The organism is Marinagarivorans algicola (assembly GCF_001292705.1).
Lineage (GTDB): Bacteria > Pseudomonadota > Gammaproteobacteria > Pseudomonadales > Cellvibrionaceae > Marinagarivorans > Marinagarivorans algicola.
This window is the reverse complement of sequence record NZ_LGAK01000044.1, coordinates 1-15,569: the sequence shown is the minus strand read 5'-3', so window position 1 is coordinate 15,569 and position 15,569 is coordinate 1. Positions and strand designations below refer to the sequence as shown.

Here is a 15,569-nt window from a genome sequence, read left to right as displayed (position 1 = left end):
GGGCCACAGCTATGAGATATCGTTATGGGTAAGCGTTTAAATAACAATTTTCAGTTTTTAGATGTTGGTCGTCAGGATCCATCAAAAAAAGCGATCAACGTCCGCAAGACGGAGTTTGTTGAAATTTATCAGCCGTTTAAAGAAGAGCAAGTGCAAGGCCAATCGCACCGCTGCTTAGATTGCGGCAATCCCTACTGCGAGTGGAAGTGCCCTGTGCATAATTTCATTCCCAATTGGTTAAAGCTAATTTCTGAAGGCAATATAACAGAGGCGGCTGAGCTCTCTCATCAGACTAATTCACTACCAGAGGTGTGTGGTCGTGTTTGCCCACAAGATCGCCTGTGCGAAGGCGCGTGTACACTGAATGACGGTTTTGGGGCGGTGACGATTGGCAATGCTGAAAAGTATATTACAGACACCGCCTTTGCGATGGGCTGGCGTCCTGATATGTCTAAGGTTGTACCTACGGGCAAAAAAGTGGCTGTTATTGGTGCAGGGCCTGCCGGTTTAGGTTGTGCCGATGTACTTGTGCGCAACGGGGTGACCCCTGTAGTGTTTGACCGCTACCCCGAAATTGGCGGGCTGCTAACATTTGGGATTCCTGAATTTAAGCTTGAAAAGTCAGTCATGACGCGTCGGCGTGAAATTTTTCAAGATATGGGCATTGAATTTCGATTAAATATCGAAATTGGCACGGATGTTACCATGGAGCAATTGCTCGAAGAGTATGACGCTGTCTTTATGGGGACCGGGACTTATACCTACATGAAAGGTGGCTTTGACGGCGAAGACCTACCCGGCGTTTATGATGCGTTGCCCTTTTTGGTCTCTAATGTGAATCGCAATTTGGGGTTTGAAAAAGACCCTGCCGACTTTATTGGCGTTAAAGGCCAGCGCGTTGTTGTACTTGGCGGTGGTGATACCGCGATGGATTGTAACCGTACTTCTATTCGTCAAGGGGCTAAGACTGTTTCGTGCGCTTATCGCCGTGATCGTGAGAATATGCCAGGCTCGCGCCGTGAGGTGCAAAACGCAATAGAGGAGGGGGTGGAGTTCTTATTCAATCGCCAGCCTATAGGTATTGTGGGTGATGGCAAAGTTGAGGGTGTTAAAGTGGTCACCACGCAGCTGGGTGAGCCTGATGAGCACGGCCGTCGCCGACCTGAGCCTGTTGCTGGCAGCGAAGAAATACTACCTGCCGATGTAGTCTTAATTGCCTTTGGTTTTCGACCAAGCCCTGCAGATTGGATCGAAGAAAATGGCGTTAAGCTGACTAACTGGCAAACGGTGATCGCACCAGAAGAGCAAGAGTTTAAATTCCAAACCACCAACCCTAAAGTGTTTGCCGGTGGCGATATGGTGCGCGGCTCTGATTTGGTTGTGACAGCCATTTGGGAGGGGCGCGAAGCGGCCCAAGGTATTCTTGATTATTTGGATGTATAAGATTTTGGTCTTTATAGACTGTGTATTGACTCAAAAAACCGGCTTTTGCCGGTTTTTTTGTTTCTAAGGTCGCTTTTCTTTTGATGGTCACTTTATTAATTGTTGCAGCGGTTGTATAAAAGGCCGCTATATTTTTATTGTGCCTCAGTAGGGCATTGATTGGGTGAGTCGCTGGTTGTACTCAGGCTGTCTTATCTACAGGATTACTAACAAAAGGTTTACTCATGTCTGAACTTAAAAATGATCGATTCTTACGTGCCTTAATGCGCGAGCCCGTTGATGCAACTCCAGTATGGATGATGCGCCAAGCAGGTCGCTACTTACCCGAATACCGGGCATCGCGCGCCAAGGCCGGTAGCTTTATGGATTTATGCATGAATCCTGAAATGGCCTGCGAGGTCACATTGCAGCCTTTAGAGCGCTATCCATTGGATGCGGCTATTTTATTTTCAGATATATTGACTATTCCTGACGCCATGGGCTTGGGCTTATACTTTGAGACCGGTGAAGGTCCTCGCTTTAAAAAGACGGTGACAACAGCTGCTGATGTCGATGCGCTGCCTATTGTGAATACCTTAAAAGATTTGCCGTATGTTCCCGATGCCGTACGTACCATTCGTCGAGAGCTTAACGGTCGTGTACCACTTATTGGCTTTTCAGGTAGCCCCTGGACTTTAGCGACTTATATGGTTGAAGGTGGTTCGAGCAAAGATTTTCGTAAGGCTAAGGCAATGGCCTACAATGAGCCCGAGCTTATGAAAATGTTGCTGGATAAGCTGGCAATATCGGTGACTGAATATTTAAACGAGCAAATTAAAGCGGGAGCCCAAGCTGTTCAAATATTTGACTCGTGGGGCGGCGCATTGGCACATGATGCGTATTTAGAGTTCTCTCTTGCGCCTATGCAAAAAATTGTGAATGGCTTGATTCGTGAGCATGACGGTCGCAAAGTGCCTGTGATTATGTTTACTAAAGGCGGCGGTCAGTGGTTAGAGCCTATGGCCGAGACCGGTGTAGATGCTTTAGGACTTGACTGGACAACACCTATTTCGGGTGCCAGAAGCCGCGTGGGTCATAAAGTGGCACTGCAAGGTAATATGGATCCATCTATTTTATATGCCAAGCCCGATAGAATTCGTGCCGAAGTGGCAAATATTTTATCTGATTTTGGAGCGGGAAGCGGTCATGTTTTTAACCTTGGTCATGGTATTACACCCGAGGTTAAGCCAGAGAACGCGGGCGCTTTCATCGAGTGTGTACATGAACTTTCTCGTCAATATCACTTGCAGGATTAAGTCTGTCACTATGTGACAAAATTAATAGATATTGATTAAAAAACGTACATTAGGTTATTATCCCCCCTTGTAGCTAAGTGCGTCATCGGAGTGGTTGACTTAGCTTTGTGTGCGTTAAGTGTTTTATATAAGCTTTGTTGAGGTTTTTATATAAACTTTAATGTGCCTTTTTCATGTTGTTGAGGGTAAGCGCGTGGGCGTTAAGCAAATAAAAATAGATGCAAGTGAAGTCACAGTCGGTATGTTTGTCTCTGGGTTGGATCGCCCTTGGACGCAAACGCCATTCCCACTGCAAGGCTTTTATGTGCATGACTTAGAAGAAGTCAATCAGCTCAAGATCCATTGTCGTCATGTGTATATTGACGTGATCAAAGGGGCTAAACCGGTAAAGGCTAGCCTAAAGTCAACCTATTCAACGTCGCCAGTCAAAGCGAGGCGTTTGGTGCGCAGTGTTGAAACTGAAAAAGTAACAGACTTACCACCGCTTAAAATTAAGCCTAATCTTTATCCCGTGGTTGAAACCTTAAAGCAAGAGGTGTCAGGGGCTCGTGAGTTGCACCGAGAAGTGTATAGTGCGGTAGGTCAGGTTATGGATAGTCTCGGCAAAGGCGATGCTAAGGCTGCCATCCTCGATACTAAGCGAGCAGCTAGTGCTATGGTGGGCAGTGTGTTGCGCTGTCCAGATGCCTTTACGTGGCTTACGCGAGTCAAGAAAAAAGATAGTCATACTTATAGCCATGCTGTGCGATCATCTGTATGGGGTATTCTACTAGGGCGTCATTTGGGCCTATCTAAGCCTGAGCTTGAAATTTTAGCCATGGGCTTGCTTCTCAAAGATGTCGGTAAGACGTTATTGCCAACCGCTTTACTCGAAAAAAAGCAGCGTACTGCGGCCGAGATTGCTGAGTATGAGCAATTTGTGACTTTAGGGGTAGAGCTCTTAATGAAAACGCCTGATGTGGTCCCTCGGGTTATTTCAGTTGTCCGAACTCACCAAGAGCGGGTTAACGGCTCTGGGTTTCCTGCCCATTTACGTGGCGATAAAATTCCCTTGTTGGGGCGTATTGCAGGTATTGTGACTTTTTATGATGAGGTAACAAACCCCCGAGGTGAGCGCTATCCGCTTTCTCCCTCACGTGCTGTGGCACAGTTATACGAAGCGCGCGACTCATTGTTTCAAGGGGATTTAGTGGTTGAGTTTATTCGAGCTATTGGTTTATACCCGACAGGCACGCTGGTTGAGCTTAATACAGGAGAAGTGGCCGTTGTTGTTGAGCAAAATTTTGAGCGACGTTTAAAACCTCACGTCATGGTGGTGATGGACCCTTACAAGCGTTTACTAGAGCAGCCCATTTATCTCGATATGGCCGAAGACGATAGGAAGAAGCAAATTAAAGTCGATGCGGGTAAAGTGAGTGCGAGCGAAGTTGAGTGGATTGAAATTGCACAAGATTTAGAGCCTGGTGCTCATGAAATTAATGTATTGCAAATATGTAATCAATATATAGCGCGCACAGCATCGACTAAGGGTTTATTTGGCTTTTTAAAGAGTAAGCGTCTCGCAGGAATGTTTGGTTAACCAAGACGAACCTGTCAGTACTATAAAAGCCATGATTTAATGTTCAAATCTATACTGGTATCGCCAGAGAGGCTAGGCCACTTCGTCAAGACCTCTGCCCATTGATTATCTTTGTGCTCTTGCAGGTATTGAGAGCAATGCGGTGAGCAGATAATGCCATCCTCTTTAAATAGGTGCTCAATGGAGTAATGTACGGCAAGGTCAAGTTGGTTGGCAAATTCATCGCCAAGCAGTGTATGGACGATGATATTTGAAATGCTCATGTCGGTTGGGCATAGTGGCGTGCCACACTTAAGTGATACTCTATCGTTAATTTCCTCGATGATACGATGAGCCAAATAAGCCTCATCAAGTAAAGCGACTAACCCTGAATGCTCTTTGACAAGTACGGGCGGGCTGATAAAAAAGTCTTCGGCAATGGTAATAAATACACCGCCCTGATCGTAAATGTTAGCCTCTAACATTAAGTCATTGAGCGCCTCCAAAAAAAGCGGCGCATGCTCAATATACTGAGTGATAAACTGTTTTAAAGCTTGTTCAGGTTGGCTTGAAGGCAGTTGAATGATGTTGTGCAGCTCAGAGGTTTTTGATTGCACAAATGTTAGCAGGGCCCCACTTTTGGCGTCCTGTTCTTTTGCTTCAGCAATAAGCTTGTGAATAATTAATGTATTAGGTGTTGTCATGCTATTAAACATAGCTAAAGACTGAAGATGTCACAAGCTTTAGCTATTTACTGGATGTTTGAAAGGGTGCTAGCTTAGCAGATAGGTGAGTATCATTAATAGGTGGGTTAACAAAAGGCTGAATAAGGTGGTCTCAAAACAGCGATTCTGCATAAAGAGGGTTGTGTTATGGCACGTGGTGCAGTGAGCTACCTATGTAGGCATTGTTGCCAATGAGTCATTTTATAATATATAACTCAAATTTTATAAGTCGTGCCTCTTTATGCTTATAAACTCTATAGAATGATGTCGGTTAACGATACGCAGTCTAAATAGCCGGCTGCGTTTTTAGAGTGTATTTACGTTGAGGAGTGACTATGTCTGAAATGACTTTATCCCCGTTAGTTTTAGGGTTTTGGCGACTAGGCCAGTGGGGCTATGGCAAGCAAGAGCTTTTGAGGCTTGTTGAGCGATCAGTTGAACTTGGTGTGAGCAGCATGGATCACGCTATGGTATATCGCAGCGAGGCTCCATTTGGCGAGGCTTTGGCCCTCAACCCCAGCCTTCGAGACAATTTACAAATTATTACTAAGTGCGGCATTCGTCCCTGTGGGTTTGGCGTGCTCGGGGCAAATGCGGTTAACCATTACGATTTTAGCCAAGCCTATACAGTACACTCTGTTGAGGCGTCTTTGCGTGACCTAAAGACAGATCGTATTGATTTACTCCTGTTACATCGGCCCGACTTTTTAATGGATATTGCCGAAGTTGCGCAAACGTTTGAGCAATTGCATGCTACAGGTAAGGTGTTGCACTTTGGAGTGTCTAATTTTACCGTTCAGCAGCTAGAGGCTTTGCAAAGCGCTTTGCCTCGTGCCTTGATAACTAATCAGGTTGAGTGCTCACCGTTGAATATGACAGCAATTGCCGATGGTACTTTTGATCAGGCGCAACGTTTGGGTATGCGGCCTATGTTGTGGTCTTGTTTAGCGGGTGGCCGGTTAGCAGAGCCTAAAACCTCGCAGCAGCATAGCGTTGTAGCGGCTTTACAGGTTGTTGCTAAAGAGTTGGGTGCGAGCACGGTCGAGGCAGTTATTTATGCTTGGTTGATGGCGCTGCCTTGTAAGCCTTATCCCATCTTGGGCACAAGTAAGGTTGAACGAGTTCAAGCAGCCGCTGAGGCGGTTAATTTGCAGCTTAGTCGCGAGCAGTGGTACCGTATTTGGGAGGCCAGTAATGGCGCGAGTGTACCTTAGGGGTGCGCTTGTTTTTTAGTGATGAGCTATACCTTCTGGCTATTATGGGTTTTGCGCCACTTGGCCGGATTGCTCTATTTGACACTGATTAAACTGGCAGCTAATGGCAAACTCTGGTTTGCCCCAGCATTGTGCCGTGTAAATTTCAGTCGCGTATTCTTGTTGGGTGAGGGTTATGCCATCGCTTAACAAGTTACAACCAGCAGTTTTGGCGACTTGCTCTGCGGTATATTGATGCTTGCCTACTGTGTGATTTTCGTAAGTTTTTTTCGGCAACCAGGTTCTGGCAAGTAATCCACCATTGGCTTCAATTTCGAGTTGATTGGCGGCGGTGGCCAATGCTTTGTCAAAAGCGTCTTGTACGGTTTCACGCACAACAAGCGTGCCCACTGCGGTACCTAACATGGGAATAAAGTAGCCCGCAACACCTGTTCCCAGTCGTGCGGCACTCAAAAATGATGAGCTGCCTCCACTTGTAATCGTTGTTACCGGCCTGCCGTTGGCATCAACAATGTCTAATTGAATTTCAACGGTCGATTGCATAGATACTTTGCCGATTTCTACTTGAGTAATTTTGGGACGAATAATAAGCCCGCAATCATCACAGCTATGACCTATAACGGCTTGGCTATACGTATTTTTTACTAAAGCGAGTGTAGCGTCAGGAAGGCTTTGGTTTAAATCAACATCCCAGCTATTCACTAAGCCCAGCACGATCAAGCCTGTCTCGGTATGAATTTCTTGACTAGCCTTTGTCGGCGGCTGTATCAACACCTTTGTATCAATACTGGCTGCAGAGTGGTCCTTGATGAAGTCAGAGTGAGATACTCTAACGACTTGTGTGCAACCACTTATCAGTAGGGCCGTTAATATGAGTGTAAAAATATACATAGAGAGAATTCTTTGTGTGGGCTAGGTTTGCATGCGTTTAATGGCGATGATCAATCTATCGCTCGCTAGTCCTGTACTTAGAAGTGTATGTGTTTTTTATCAGAAATGGAATTTTACGCGACATTTCATTACCACTTTTGTGACGTGAACAAAATATTATGTATACGTTAGCAGTGTTTTTTAAATAAGGTGATGACAAATATACCGCTGGCAGCGAGAACAATGCTCGGGCCTGCGGGTGTGGCGTACCAGTAAGAGGCCCACATGCCCATCGCGACGGCTATACAGCCAATAATACTGGCACCTATTGCCATGGACTCGGGCGACTGCGTTAACCGACGACTGGCAACGGCAGGTACGATGAGCATCGCAGTAATGAGTAATACGCCAACAACGCGCATTGCAAATGCCACGACAATAGCAATCGCAAAAAGGAGTAAGGCGCGCATGAGAGCTACGGGAATACCTTCGACTTTGGCTAAGTTAGCGTCAATAACGCTCAGTAGTAATTTGCGCCAAAATACGCATAAAATGCCTAATACCATCATGCATACCGTCACTATTAAAATCGTATCTGAGGCGTCGGTAGTGAGCAAGTCGCCAAATAAATAGCTGAATAAATCCACAGAGTTACCCATAAGGCTGACGCTGACTAAGCCGGCTGCTAGAGCTGAGTGTGACAAAAGCCCTAAAAGAGAGTCATCCCCTAGTTGCGGGCTGCGTTGCAACCACAGCAAAATAGCAGCCAAACTCAGGCAGCACAGCGTAATTGCCAGGGTAATATTTATACTGGCAAACAGCCCCAGCGCCACGCCCAGTAGCGCGCCATGAGCGAGCGTATCGCCAAAGTATGCAAGCCTCTGCCATACAACAAAAGCGCCAAGTGGGCCAGCTACAATCGCAATAGCAAAAGCCGAGATAAGTGCATAAATAAGAAAGTCCGGCATGATCGTCGCTTATGAGTGGTTGTGGGAGCAGTGTGAATGATTGCTGGCCGCTTGTTGCTCGACGACATCGCCATGAATATCGTGTTGATGATCATGATGGTGTGTGTAAATAGCAATATCTTCGGCGGCCTGACGACCAAAGAGTTGTAAGTACTCGGGGTGCTGGCTGACGCTTTCGGGGGCGCCGTGACAGCACACATGCTTATTGAGGCAGAGTACTTGGTCGGTTTGAGCCATCACGATATGTAAATCATGAGAGACCATCAACACACCGCAGCCGAGTTCGTGGCGTAGCTCACCCAGCAAGTGGTATAGCTCGGCTTGGCCTGTTACATCAACGCCTTGAGCGGGCTCATCGAGCACTAAAAGCTCAGGGTTTTGCATAATGGCGCGAGCAAGTAGTACGCGCTGCATCTCGCCGCCAGAAAGCTTTTGTACTGGGGTGTTGAGCAAGCACTCAATGCTGAGCCTTTTGATGGCGTGCTGTAGGCGGCTTGAGTTGCCGCATAGCGACAAAAAACGGCGAGTGCTCAAAGGTAATTGAGGGTCAATGGCCAGTTTTTGAGGCATATAGCCAATACGAAGGTTTTTCTTGCGCGTAATAGAGCCTTGGCTGGGGGATTGTAAACCAATAATAAGGCTAACCAGCGAACTTTTGCCTGCGCCGTTAGGGCCGATAACGGTCACTATTTCGTTGGCATGAAGGTTAAGATTTATATCACTGAGCACTTTATTGTCATTAAAGCTTAAATTGACGCGATCTAGTTGCACAAGCGCAGTCGCTGGCATGGGGGGGATTAACTTTTTAGGCTCTAATGCGCTGAGTGTGGGTGTTGTTTTTAACATGAGTTGGGCTGCTATGTGTCAAGCGGTATCAATACAAAATGATATACTACAACATTTTAACAGGTGCGCTGTGTGGTATTTGAGTTGTCGTTATGTTTGTGAGGTGTGTTGTGAGTTGGGCGCATAAAATGTTAGGGCGAAGCTCTATAAGGGGTTGTGCATATCGGTTGTGTGGGTTGGTTGCTGCTTTTTTTCTCTACAGCGGCAGTCAGTGTGCATTAGCTGATCGTGTAATAGGCCAGCAATCTTTTTTTGAGCCGGAGCCTTTTTTGGCGACGGATGAGAGTAAGCCAAATATTGTTGTCACCATCAAGCCTCTTGCGCTCATCGCTGCGGAGTTAATTGGCGACGACTTTACGATCACGACATTATTGGCACCTTCGGCTAACCCTCACGCTTTAGCGATGAGTATTCAGGAGCGACAAGTATTAGCGGGTGCTGAGCTTGTCATATGGTTGGGGGGGCGTTTTGAGCGTTTTTTGGTAAAGCCTATGGCCCAGCATACCACGGCGCAACTTGAGCTTGGTGCTTTGAGTACGCTCACTTGGCCTGGGCGCCCTCAAGAGGATTTACATATTTGGCTCGATATTCAAAATGTTAAAGTGATTCTCGATGCCTTGGCTCAGCAGCTAATTGCATTAAAGCCATTGAGTGCTCAAGCCATCCAAGCACGCTTGCAAGTGGCACTACGTCGGCTCGATGCTACTGATCATCAGATACATAGGCGGCTGAGTCAGGGGCGCGAGCAGTCTTTTATTGTGAGTCATGACGGCTATGGTCATTTTGTGAATGCTTATGGTTTAAAGCAATTGGCTGCTGCGTCTCGACTGCCTGAAGAGCAGCTCTCTATGCGCAAAATGGTTCAGTTGAATCGTGCAGGAGGTGATCCAAGATGCTTAATTGCAGAACCTAATGAGCGCGCAGGGGCAAGACTCGCAGCAGCACTGGGTTTACCGTTAATACTTGCAGACCCTTTGGGTCGAGATGATAGTATCACCGATATTCACGGACTCTTATTGGCTTTATCTCAGCGCTTCGAAACCTGTCTGCAGCAACGCTAAATCGGCAGTTCCATTTTTTTGTGTTATTTACCGTGAGGTAAGCCGCTCATCAAGCGCGCTGTGAGTATTTTTGCTCGGTCGATTTTAATATTTTGCGGCGTCGCATCATCAAGAATGCGGGTTTCAAGATCTGCCTTCCAAATAAGCGCATCTGAAGGTGGCGGTGCTGCCCCCCAGTATTTTTGCTCAAAAATACCGACGAGCGCGCGCGCGGTTTTTTTATGTGTTGAGGTGGCGCTTAAGTTGAAGTATTGCGTAAAGGCTTGTGAGCCCTTGTAGTCATCGGTGGTAATGACCATACCAATAATGAAATCAGCTTCTTCGGGCGCTGTACTCATTGTGTACCCACGTGCTGTCAGCTCTTTTTCGATGGTTTGTATAATTGATTGCTCGATAGCGCTGTTCGCTGCAATAGGGTCTGTAGTTGCCCAAGTTACTGCGGGCGTATACCAAGCAAAGCGCTGCCCTACTGTGGGTGCAAATAAGGGGTTGCTAACGGATACCGACCTAAAGGGTTGGCGTTCAGCGTGCAAGCTATGTGTGGACGGCATATTGCAAGACACTAAAAATAGGCTACTAAACAATACTACGGCGAGAAGTCTTGTCATGTGGGTATTCTCATATTGGGTATCTATCAAAGGAGTATAAGCTTCACACGCTTTAACGCTCGGGTCAAATAGGCCATTTTATTGGACACACCACAACGTGCGCGAGCACTTGCCTTTATGGCCGTTGGCATGCATTGATTTTATGACTGGGCTGTATGCTTAGTTAAGGCTTAAAAACCAGTACGCTTGTCTCTGGGTCTCTTGTTTTATTGGCTTTGTTAAGGTTGATAAGATAGGTTTCCCACAGTAATTTTTCTTGGTTGCACAGTGTATAAAGATAATCCCAAGTAAAGAGTCCGCTGGCGTGACCGTCGTCAAAAATAATACGTATAGCGTAGTTGCCTGCGGCTTCTATGCGGATCATTTTGACATGCGATTTGGCTGCGGGCAGTTGACCACCTTGGCCGCCATGGCCTTTTACTTCGGCAGAAGGGGAGTGAACGCGTAAAAACTCCGCACTGAGTTCGTAATGTTTATCACCAAATTCCAATGATAAAACTTGTGTTTTTTTGCGTAGATTGATTGTGGTTGGTGTCATTTTATAAGTGTCTGCGAGAGAGGTGCTTTGGATGATAATTAATGACGTGTCAGTATTGCCCGTGGTATGTGAGCACGCCCAGTATTGCAGGTTTTGAAGCCCCTGTAACTGAGGGTAAGTTACCCGTTTGCCGGCGTGTAAACTGATGAGCCAGCCAAGCAAAGGCGGCTGCTTCTATGTGCATAGGGTTAAAGCCTAAAGCATCAATGGTATAAACAGTAGGCCGAGAGAGCTGCTTAAGCCTGTTGATGAGCTGTATGTTGAATGCGCCACCACCACACACAAAAGCTTCAGCGGATGGCGAGCGACTAACGTGATTAATGTCGGTGGCGATGGTTCGGGCTGTGAGTTCGAGCAAAGTGGCTTGTACATCGGCAGGTTTAATCGATGGGCAGTGCGAGTGAGTCAAACGCTCTAGTGAACTGTGGGTAAACTCTTCTTTTCCTGTGCTTTTTGGGGGCTTCTTTTCAAAATAAGGATGCCCAAGCAGTTGATCAAGTAACGGCCTGTTAACCTGGCCGCTAGAAGCCCATTGCCCAGCATGATCATAAGGTTTTTGTCGGTGTTTGGTTATCCAGTAATCCATAAGGCCATTGCCGGGCCCAGTATCCCAGCCGGTGATAGCATGCTGCGGCGACAGATGCGTAATGTTCGCTATTCCACCAATATTAATGATAAAACGTTCATGGTCATTGGCGTGAAAAGCCGCATGATGAAAGGCGGGGGTGAGTGGTGCGCCTTGTCCGCCAAGCGCGATATCTGCTTTGCGAAAATCGCTGACCACATCAATATGCGTGGTGTTAGCAAGTACACTGGCATCGCCAATTTGTAGAGTGAACGGGTGGGGGTTGTTGGGTCGATGCCGCAGTGTTTGTCCATGGCACCCAATAGCTGTAATATCAGCAGCTTTTAGCTTTGCTTTCACTAGCAGCTGGTTAACGCATTGTGCATAGAGTAAACCTAGCTGTTTATCCAGCTCACCAAGTCTATCTATTTCATTATATGAGGGCTCAAATAGCTCGAGTATTTTTTGCTTTATAGTCGGCGTAAATGCGTGCGAAAGGCTTGCCAGTACGGAGAATTGAGAGTCGGTGATTTGAAGTACAACAGCATCAATGCCATCCACGCTTGTGCCTGACATTATGCCAATATATAACTCATGATTCACGCGAATGCCTTAAGGGTATGCGGCTTGTCATACAACCGCAGATGTACAGAGGTTTATGGGGTGTTTGAGGCCGAGTAACGTGCGGATTCGGCAATTATGAGACATGCAAATATTGGGTTACCTATTATCTGAGTTATCTGAGTTATCTGAGTTATCTGAGTTATCTGAGTTATCTGAGTCGACATGCACACCTTGCAGGTTTTGCTATGGGCCTGCATGGGCATATTACTCAATCAAAGCGCCATAGCGTTGACTAATGAATGCTCAAAACGTTACATAGCGGTAGTACCGGAGGCGTCTGTTTTTTGAGTCGCAATTTGAGTGGCTGGGGGTAAGTTGTTGAGTTGCGCAATAAGTGGTTTAGTTTGAGCAAAAAAACGTTCTCGCTCCGCTTTGGCTATGGGGTTTGCCTTGGGTAGTTTAACCGTTACAGGGTTGCGTACAGCACCGTTCACCCTAAATTCATAATGCAAGTGAGGTGCTGTTGATAGTCCTGTAGTTCCCACATAGGCGACTACCTGCCCCTGCTTAACAGTCTTTCCTCGACGCACATTTTTTGCAAAGCCTTTAAGGTGTGCATAGCGTGTTTCATAAGTTTGCCCATGCTGAATAATAAGGACATTGCCATACCCGTTTTTACGGCCTGCAAATATGACTTTCCCGTCGCCAGTTGTCTTAATTGGAGTGCCGCGCGGTGCCGCGTAATCGGTACCTTTGTGTGCACGTATGGTGTTGAGTATTGGGTGTTTACGCTTAAGGTTAAAGTGCGAACTAATTCGAGCAAACTCAATAGGGCTGCGCAAAAAGGCTTTGCGCATAGTGCGGCCTTGCGGTGTGTAATATTGCGCGTTACCTGTTGAGTCTACATAGCGAACGGCTTGATAGTTGTCGCCTTTATTGGTGAACTCAGCGGCAATAATATCACCGGTGCCCAAGCGCTTACCATCAAGATACTTCTCTTCGTAAACGACTGCAAAGCTATCATTTTTACGAATATCTAAGGCGAAATCCACATCCCAGCCAAAGATGTTCGCTAAACTCATCGTGAGCCGGTCTTCTAGGTGAGCCTCTTTAGCCGCTGCATATAATGAATGGGTGATAGTTCCTTCTGTGCGCGCTAGACGTATTTCTGGTTCCCTAACAATTTCTTCGTGGTCGTAGTTAGCTTCGTTTCGAGTAAATACCTGCTTATTTAGAGCGTCTTTAATGTGGTGCAGAGCAATGAGTTTGCCTTTGTCATCACTTACAAATTTCAGTTGATGGCCCGGAAATATCTTTGCGAGAGATTTTGCCTCTTTGTGATTATGCAGTAAATGATACATATATTTTGCGTTAACGCCGGCGCGTTTAAATACGGCTGCAAGAGTATCACCCTTATTCACCGTTTCTGTATGGTAGGTGTTTTTATCGACGGGTTGCGTCACTATTTGCTGTGCGGCCAATGGGTTGAGAATATGCTCAATATTTGTTGGTTTGGCCTGTGATATGTCAATATCAGTAGAAGCATCGGTGTCGGCACTGTTATCAATAGACGGTTGCGTGACGTTAAGCATATTTAGAGCAGACGCTTGCGCATATTCGTTAATGGGTGATGCATGTGCCGATGTTGCTAAGATGCTGACATTATGTATTGGGATGGGTTGTTCTTTATTCGATTGTGTGCGTGTTAACCCGACTACAATTAATAGACCGCAGAGTGTAATCAAGCCTAAACGATGAGGCTTGGGCAAAAGTGCAAAGATCTGAAGTGCGGACTTTCTTGGAGTTTGAGTCATGGTCTTTTAATAAAATATAAGGGCAGATTTATGTAGTTATATCAGAAATTATCGTTCATGGCAGTAAAGTTGCCAGTAAACAAGGATAAAAAGCAGGAATTAATGCTTAGGTGCCTTGTTTTTGTTCTTCATTTAGGTATTGTTGCTCGCTTTTGAATCATCCTGTTCTGGGTAAGCGTTAATTTTGTTGTACGGATTTTATTTATGTCAGATTCTCTATCTTTATTAGAAGACCTTAAAGCGCGCGGCTTGGTTGCGCAAATGACCAGTGAAGAGCAGCTGGTTGAGCATCTAAACGAGCCCCGTACGCTTTATTGTGGGTTTGACCCTACAGCAGATAGTCTGCATATAGGCAGTTTAGTTCCACTCATAACACTTAAGCGCTTTCAGGATGCTGGTCATAAACCTTTGGCTTTGGTTGGTGGGGCGACAGGCCTCATTGGCGACCCTAGTTTCAAATCGCAAGAGCGCAAGTTAAATACACCCGATGTAGTGGCGGCCTGGGTCGATAAATTACGGGCACAGGTTTCTCGCTTTATTGCGTTTGATGCAGGTTCAAAAAGTGCCGAAGTTGTGAATAATCTTGATTGGGTTGGGCAGCTAAGCACGCTAGACTTTTTGCGCGATGTCGGTAAGCATTTCTCGATCAATAATATGATAAACAAAGAATCGGTAAAGCAGCGTATCGATCGTGAAGGTGAAGGGATATCATTTACTGAGTTCACTTACATGTTGTTACAGTCTTATGATTTTGCTGAGCTGTACAAGCACAAGCAATGCACCCTGCAAATCGGTGGCTCAGATCAGTGGGGCAATATTACAGGAGGCATTGATTTGGCGCGCCGCATGCATGGGGCGCAGGCGTTTGGTTTGACGTTACCGCTGGTGACTAAGTCAGATGGTACAAAGTTCGGCAAAACCGAAAGCGGAACAATCTGGCTAGATGCTCAAAAAACATCCCCTTACGCTTTTTACCAATTCTGGTTAAATACCGCAGATACCGATGTTTATAAGTTCCTAGCTTACTTTACTTTTTTAAGTGTTGAGCGAATCGCAGATATTGAAGAGCAAGATAAGGTTGCTCAGGGTCGGCCGCAGGCTCAAAGTGTATTAGCTGAAGAGGTTACGCGCTTGGTGCATGGCGAGGAGGGGCTGGCTGCGGCGCGTCGAATTACGCAAGCTTTATTTGCCGGCGATACCAGCGAGTTGTCGGAAGGTGATTTCGAGCAGCTTAAGCAAGACGGTTTACCTTCGGTTGATCTAACTCAGGTTGCGCAAGATGTTACCTTAACGGCGGTTTTGGTTGATGCCGGCTTAGCAACTTCGGGTAAGCAGATTAAAGATGCTCTTGGGCGTCAAGCCGTCACCGTCAATGGTCATGCGGTCACGGCAGAGCAGAGCGTCAATCTCGATTTGGCCTTTCCAGCGGCAAAGTCATTGTTTGGTCGTTTTTTCTTATTAAAGATGGGCAAAAAGAAGTACCTTTTGCTCGATTCAAAA

14 protein-coding genes are annotated in these 15,569 nt (G+C 46.3%); 6 read left to right on the top strand and 8 right to left on the bottom strand.

Annotated elements, in window-relative coordinates:
- The first annotated feature begins 24 nt into the window (after window positions 1-24).
- From AC438_RS13255 to AC438_RS13245, 3 genes are all read left to right on the top strand, one after another.
- Entirely contained in the window at window positions 25-1,443 is a 1,419-nt protein-coding gene (locus AC438_RS13255; protein WP_053981746.1) for an FAD-dependent oxidoreductase, read from the top strand.
- 224 nt (window positions 1,444-1,667) lie between these two features.
- Complete coding sequence (gene hemE / locus AC438_RS13250) at window positions 1,668-2,738, top strand: uroporphyrinogen decarboxylase (protein ID WP_053981745.1); 1,071 nt, start codon at window positions 1,668-1,670, stop codon at window positions 2,736-2,738.
- A 193-nt stretch (window positions 2,739-2,931) separates the two neighbouring features.
- On the top strand, window positions 2,932-4,317 hold the full coding sequence (locus AC438_RS13245; protein WP_053981766.1) for a cyclic di-GMP phosphodiesterase: 1,386 nt from the start codon (window positions 2,932-2,934) through the stop codon (window positions 4,315-4,317).
- A gap of 20 nt (window positions 4,318-4,337) precedes the next feature.
- Here AC438_RS13245 and AC438_RS13240 read toward each other — a convergent pair whose 3' ends face one another.
- Complete coding sequence (locus AC438_RS13240) at window positions 4,338-5,000, bottom strand: hypothetical protein (RefSeq protein WP_053981765.1); 663 nt, start codon at window positions 4,998-5,000, stop codon at window positions 4,338-4,340.
- Window positions 5,001-5,356: 356 nt separating this feature from the next.
- Between AC438_RS13240 and AC438_RS13235 the strand changes: the two genes are divergently transcribed.
- Window positions 5,357-6,235 (top strand): aldo/keto reductase, encoded by an 879-nt coding sequence (locus AC438_RS13235; RefSeq protein ID WP_053981744.1) that lies wholly within the window; start codon window positions 5,357-5,359, stop codon window positions 6,233-6,235.
- A gap of 42 nt (window positions 6,236-6,277) precedes the next feature.
- On the opposite strand, the gene AC438_RS13230 is transcribed toward AC438_RS13235, so the two are convergent.
- The 3 genes from AC438_RS13230 to znuC all read right to left on the bottom strand — a co-directional run bounded on the left by AC438_RS13230 (window position 6,278) and on the right by znuC (window position 8,862).
- Window positions 6,278-7,126: a hypothetical protein gene (locus AC438_RS13230; protein WP_053981743.1), complete on the bottom strand. Its 849-nt coding sequence runs from the start codon at window positions 7,124-7,126 to the stop codon at window positions 6,278-6,280.
- A 167-nt stretch (window positions 7,127-7,293) separates the two neighbouring features.
- Complete coding sequence (locus AC438_RS13225) at window positions 7,294-8,073, bottom strand: iron chelate uptake ABC transporter family permease subunit (protein WP_053981742.1); 780 nt, start codon at window positions 8,071-8,073, stop codon at window positions 7,294-7,296.
- Between the two features lie 9 nt (window positions 8,074-8,082).
- Window positions 8,083-8,862 carry a zinc ABC transporter ATP-binding protein ZnuC gene (gene znuC, locus AC438_RS13220; protein ID WP_053981764.1) on the bottom strand — a complete coding sequence of 260 codons (780 nt, stop codon included), beginning with the start codon at window positions 8,860-8,862 and terminating at the stop codon, window positions 8,083-8,085.
- A gap of 167 nt (window positions 8,863-9,029) precedes the next feature.
- Between znuC and AC438_RS13215 the strand changes: the two genes are divergently transcribed.
- Window positions 9,030-9,980, top strand: a complete 951-nt coding sequence (locus tag AC438_RS13215) for a metal ABC transporter substrate-binding protein (protein ID WP_162230746.1) — start codon at window positions 9,030-9,032, stop codon at window positions 9,978-9,980.
- Between the two features lie 23 nt (window positions 9,981-10,003).
- On the opposite strand, the gene AC438_RS13210 is transcribed toward AC438_RS13215, so the two are convergent.
- The 4 genes from AC438_RS13210 to AC438_RS13195 all read right to left on the bottom strand — a co-directional run bounded on the left by AC438_RS13210 (window position 10,004) and on the right by AC438_RS13195 (window position 14,024).
- Window positions 10,004-10,588 carry a DUF4136 domain-containing protein gene (locus tag AC438_RS13210; protein ID WP_053981740.1) on the bottom strand — a complete coding sequence of 195 codons (585 nt, stop codon included), beginning with the start codon at window positions 10,586-10,588 and terminating at the stop codon, window positions 10,004-10,006.
- 163 nt (window positions 10,589-10,751) lie between these two features.
- Window positions 10,752-11,126 carry a gamma-butyrobetaine hydroxylase family protein gene (locus tag AC438_RS13205; RefSeq protein WP_053981739.1) on the bottom strand — a complete coding sequence of 125 codons (375 nt, stop codon included), beginning with the start codon at window positions 11,124-11,126 and terminating at the stop codon, window positions 10,752-10,754.
- Between the two features lie 49 nt (window positions 11,127-11,175).
- Window positions 11,176-12,294 (bottom strand): anhydro-N-acetylmuramic acid kinase, encoded by a 1,119-nt coding sequence (locus tag AC438_RS13200; RefSeq protein ID WP_156317080.1) that lies wholly within the window; start codon window positions 12,292-12,294, stop codon window positions 11,176-11,178.
- A gap of 272 nt (window positions 12,295-12,566) precedes the next feature.
- The gene (locus tag AC438_RS13195) at window positions 12,567-14,024 is read right to left on the bottom strand and encodes a peptidoglycan DD-metalloendopeptidase family protein (RefSeq protein ID WP_238376395.1); all 1,458 of its coding nucleotides are present in this window, start codon (window positions 14,022-14,024) and stop codon (window positions 12,567-12,569) included.
- Window positions 14,025-14,273: 249 nt separating this feature from the next.
- Between AC438_RS13195 and tyrS the strand changes: the two genes are divergently transcribed.
- On the top strand, window positions 14,274-15,569 hold a 1,296-nt coding region (tyrS, locus tag AC438_RS13190; protein WP_053981737.1), incomplete at its 3' end, for a tyrosine--tRNA ligase.

Bases quoted from the DNA above. Each gene is read 5' to 3' on its own strand.
- AC438_RS13235 (WP_053981744.1), top strand. From the start codon at position 5,357: ATGTCTGAAATGACTTTATCCCCGTTAGTTTTAGGGTTTTGGCGACTA.
- hemE (WP_053981745.1), top strand. From the start codon at position 1,668: ATGTCTGAACTTAAAAATGATCGATTCTTACGTGCCTTAATGCGCGAG.
- AC438_RS13230 (WP_053981743.1), bottom strand. From the start codon at position 7,126: ATGTATATTTTTACACTCATATTAACGGCCCTACTGATAAGTGGTTGC.
- AC438_RS13225 (WP_053981742.1), bottom strand. From the start codon at position 8,073: ATGCCGGACTTTCTTATTTATGCACTTATCTCGGCTTTTGCTATTGCG.
- AC438_RS13240 (WP_053981765.1), bottom strand. From the start codon at position 5,000: ATGACAACACCTAATACATTAATTATTCACAAGCTTATTGCTGAAGCA.
- AC438_RS13210 (WP_053981740.1), bottom strand. From the start codon at position 10,588: ATGACAAGACTTCTCGCCGTAGTATTGTTTAGTAGCCTATTTTTAGTG.
- AC438_RS13205 (WP_053981739.1), bottom strand. From the start codon at position 11,126: ATGACACCAACCACAATCAATCTACGCAAAAAAACACAAGTTTTATCA.
- znuC (WP_053981764.1), bottom strand. From the start codon at position 8,862: ATGCCAGCGACTGCGCTTGTGCAACTAGATCGCGTCAATTTAAGCTTT.
- AC438_RS13255 (WP_053981746.1), top strand. From the start codon at position 25: ATGGGTAAGCGTTTAAATAACAATTTTCAGTTTTTAGATGTTGGTCGT.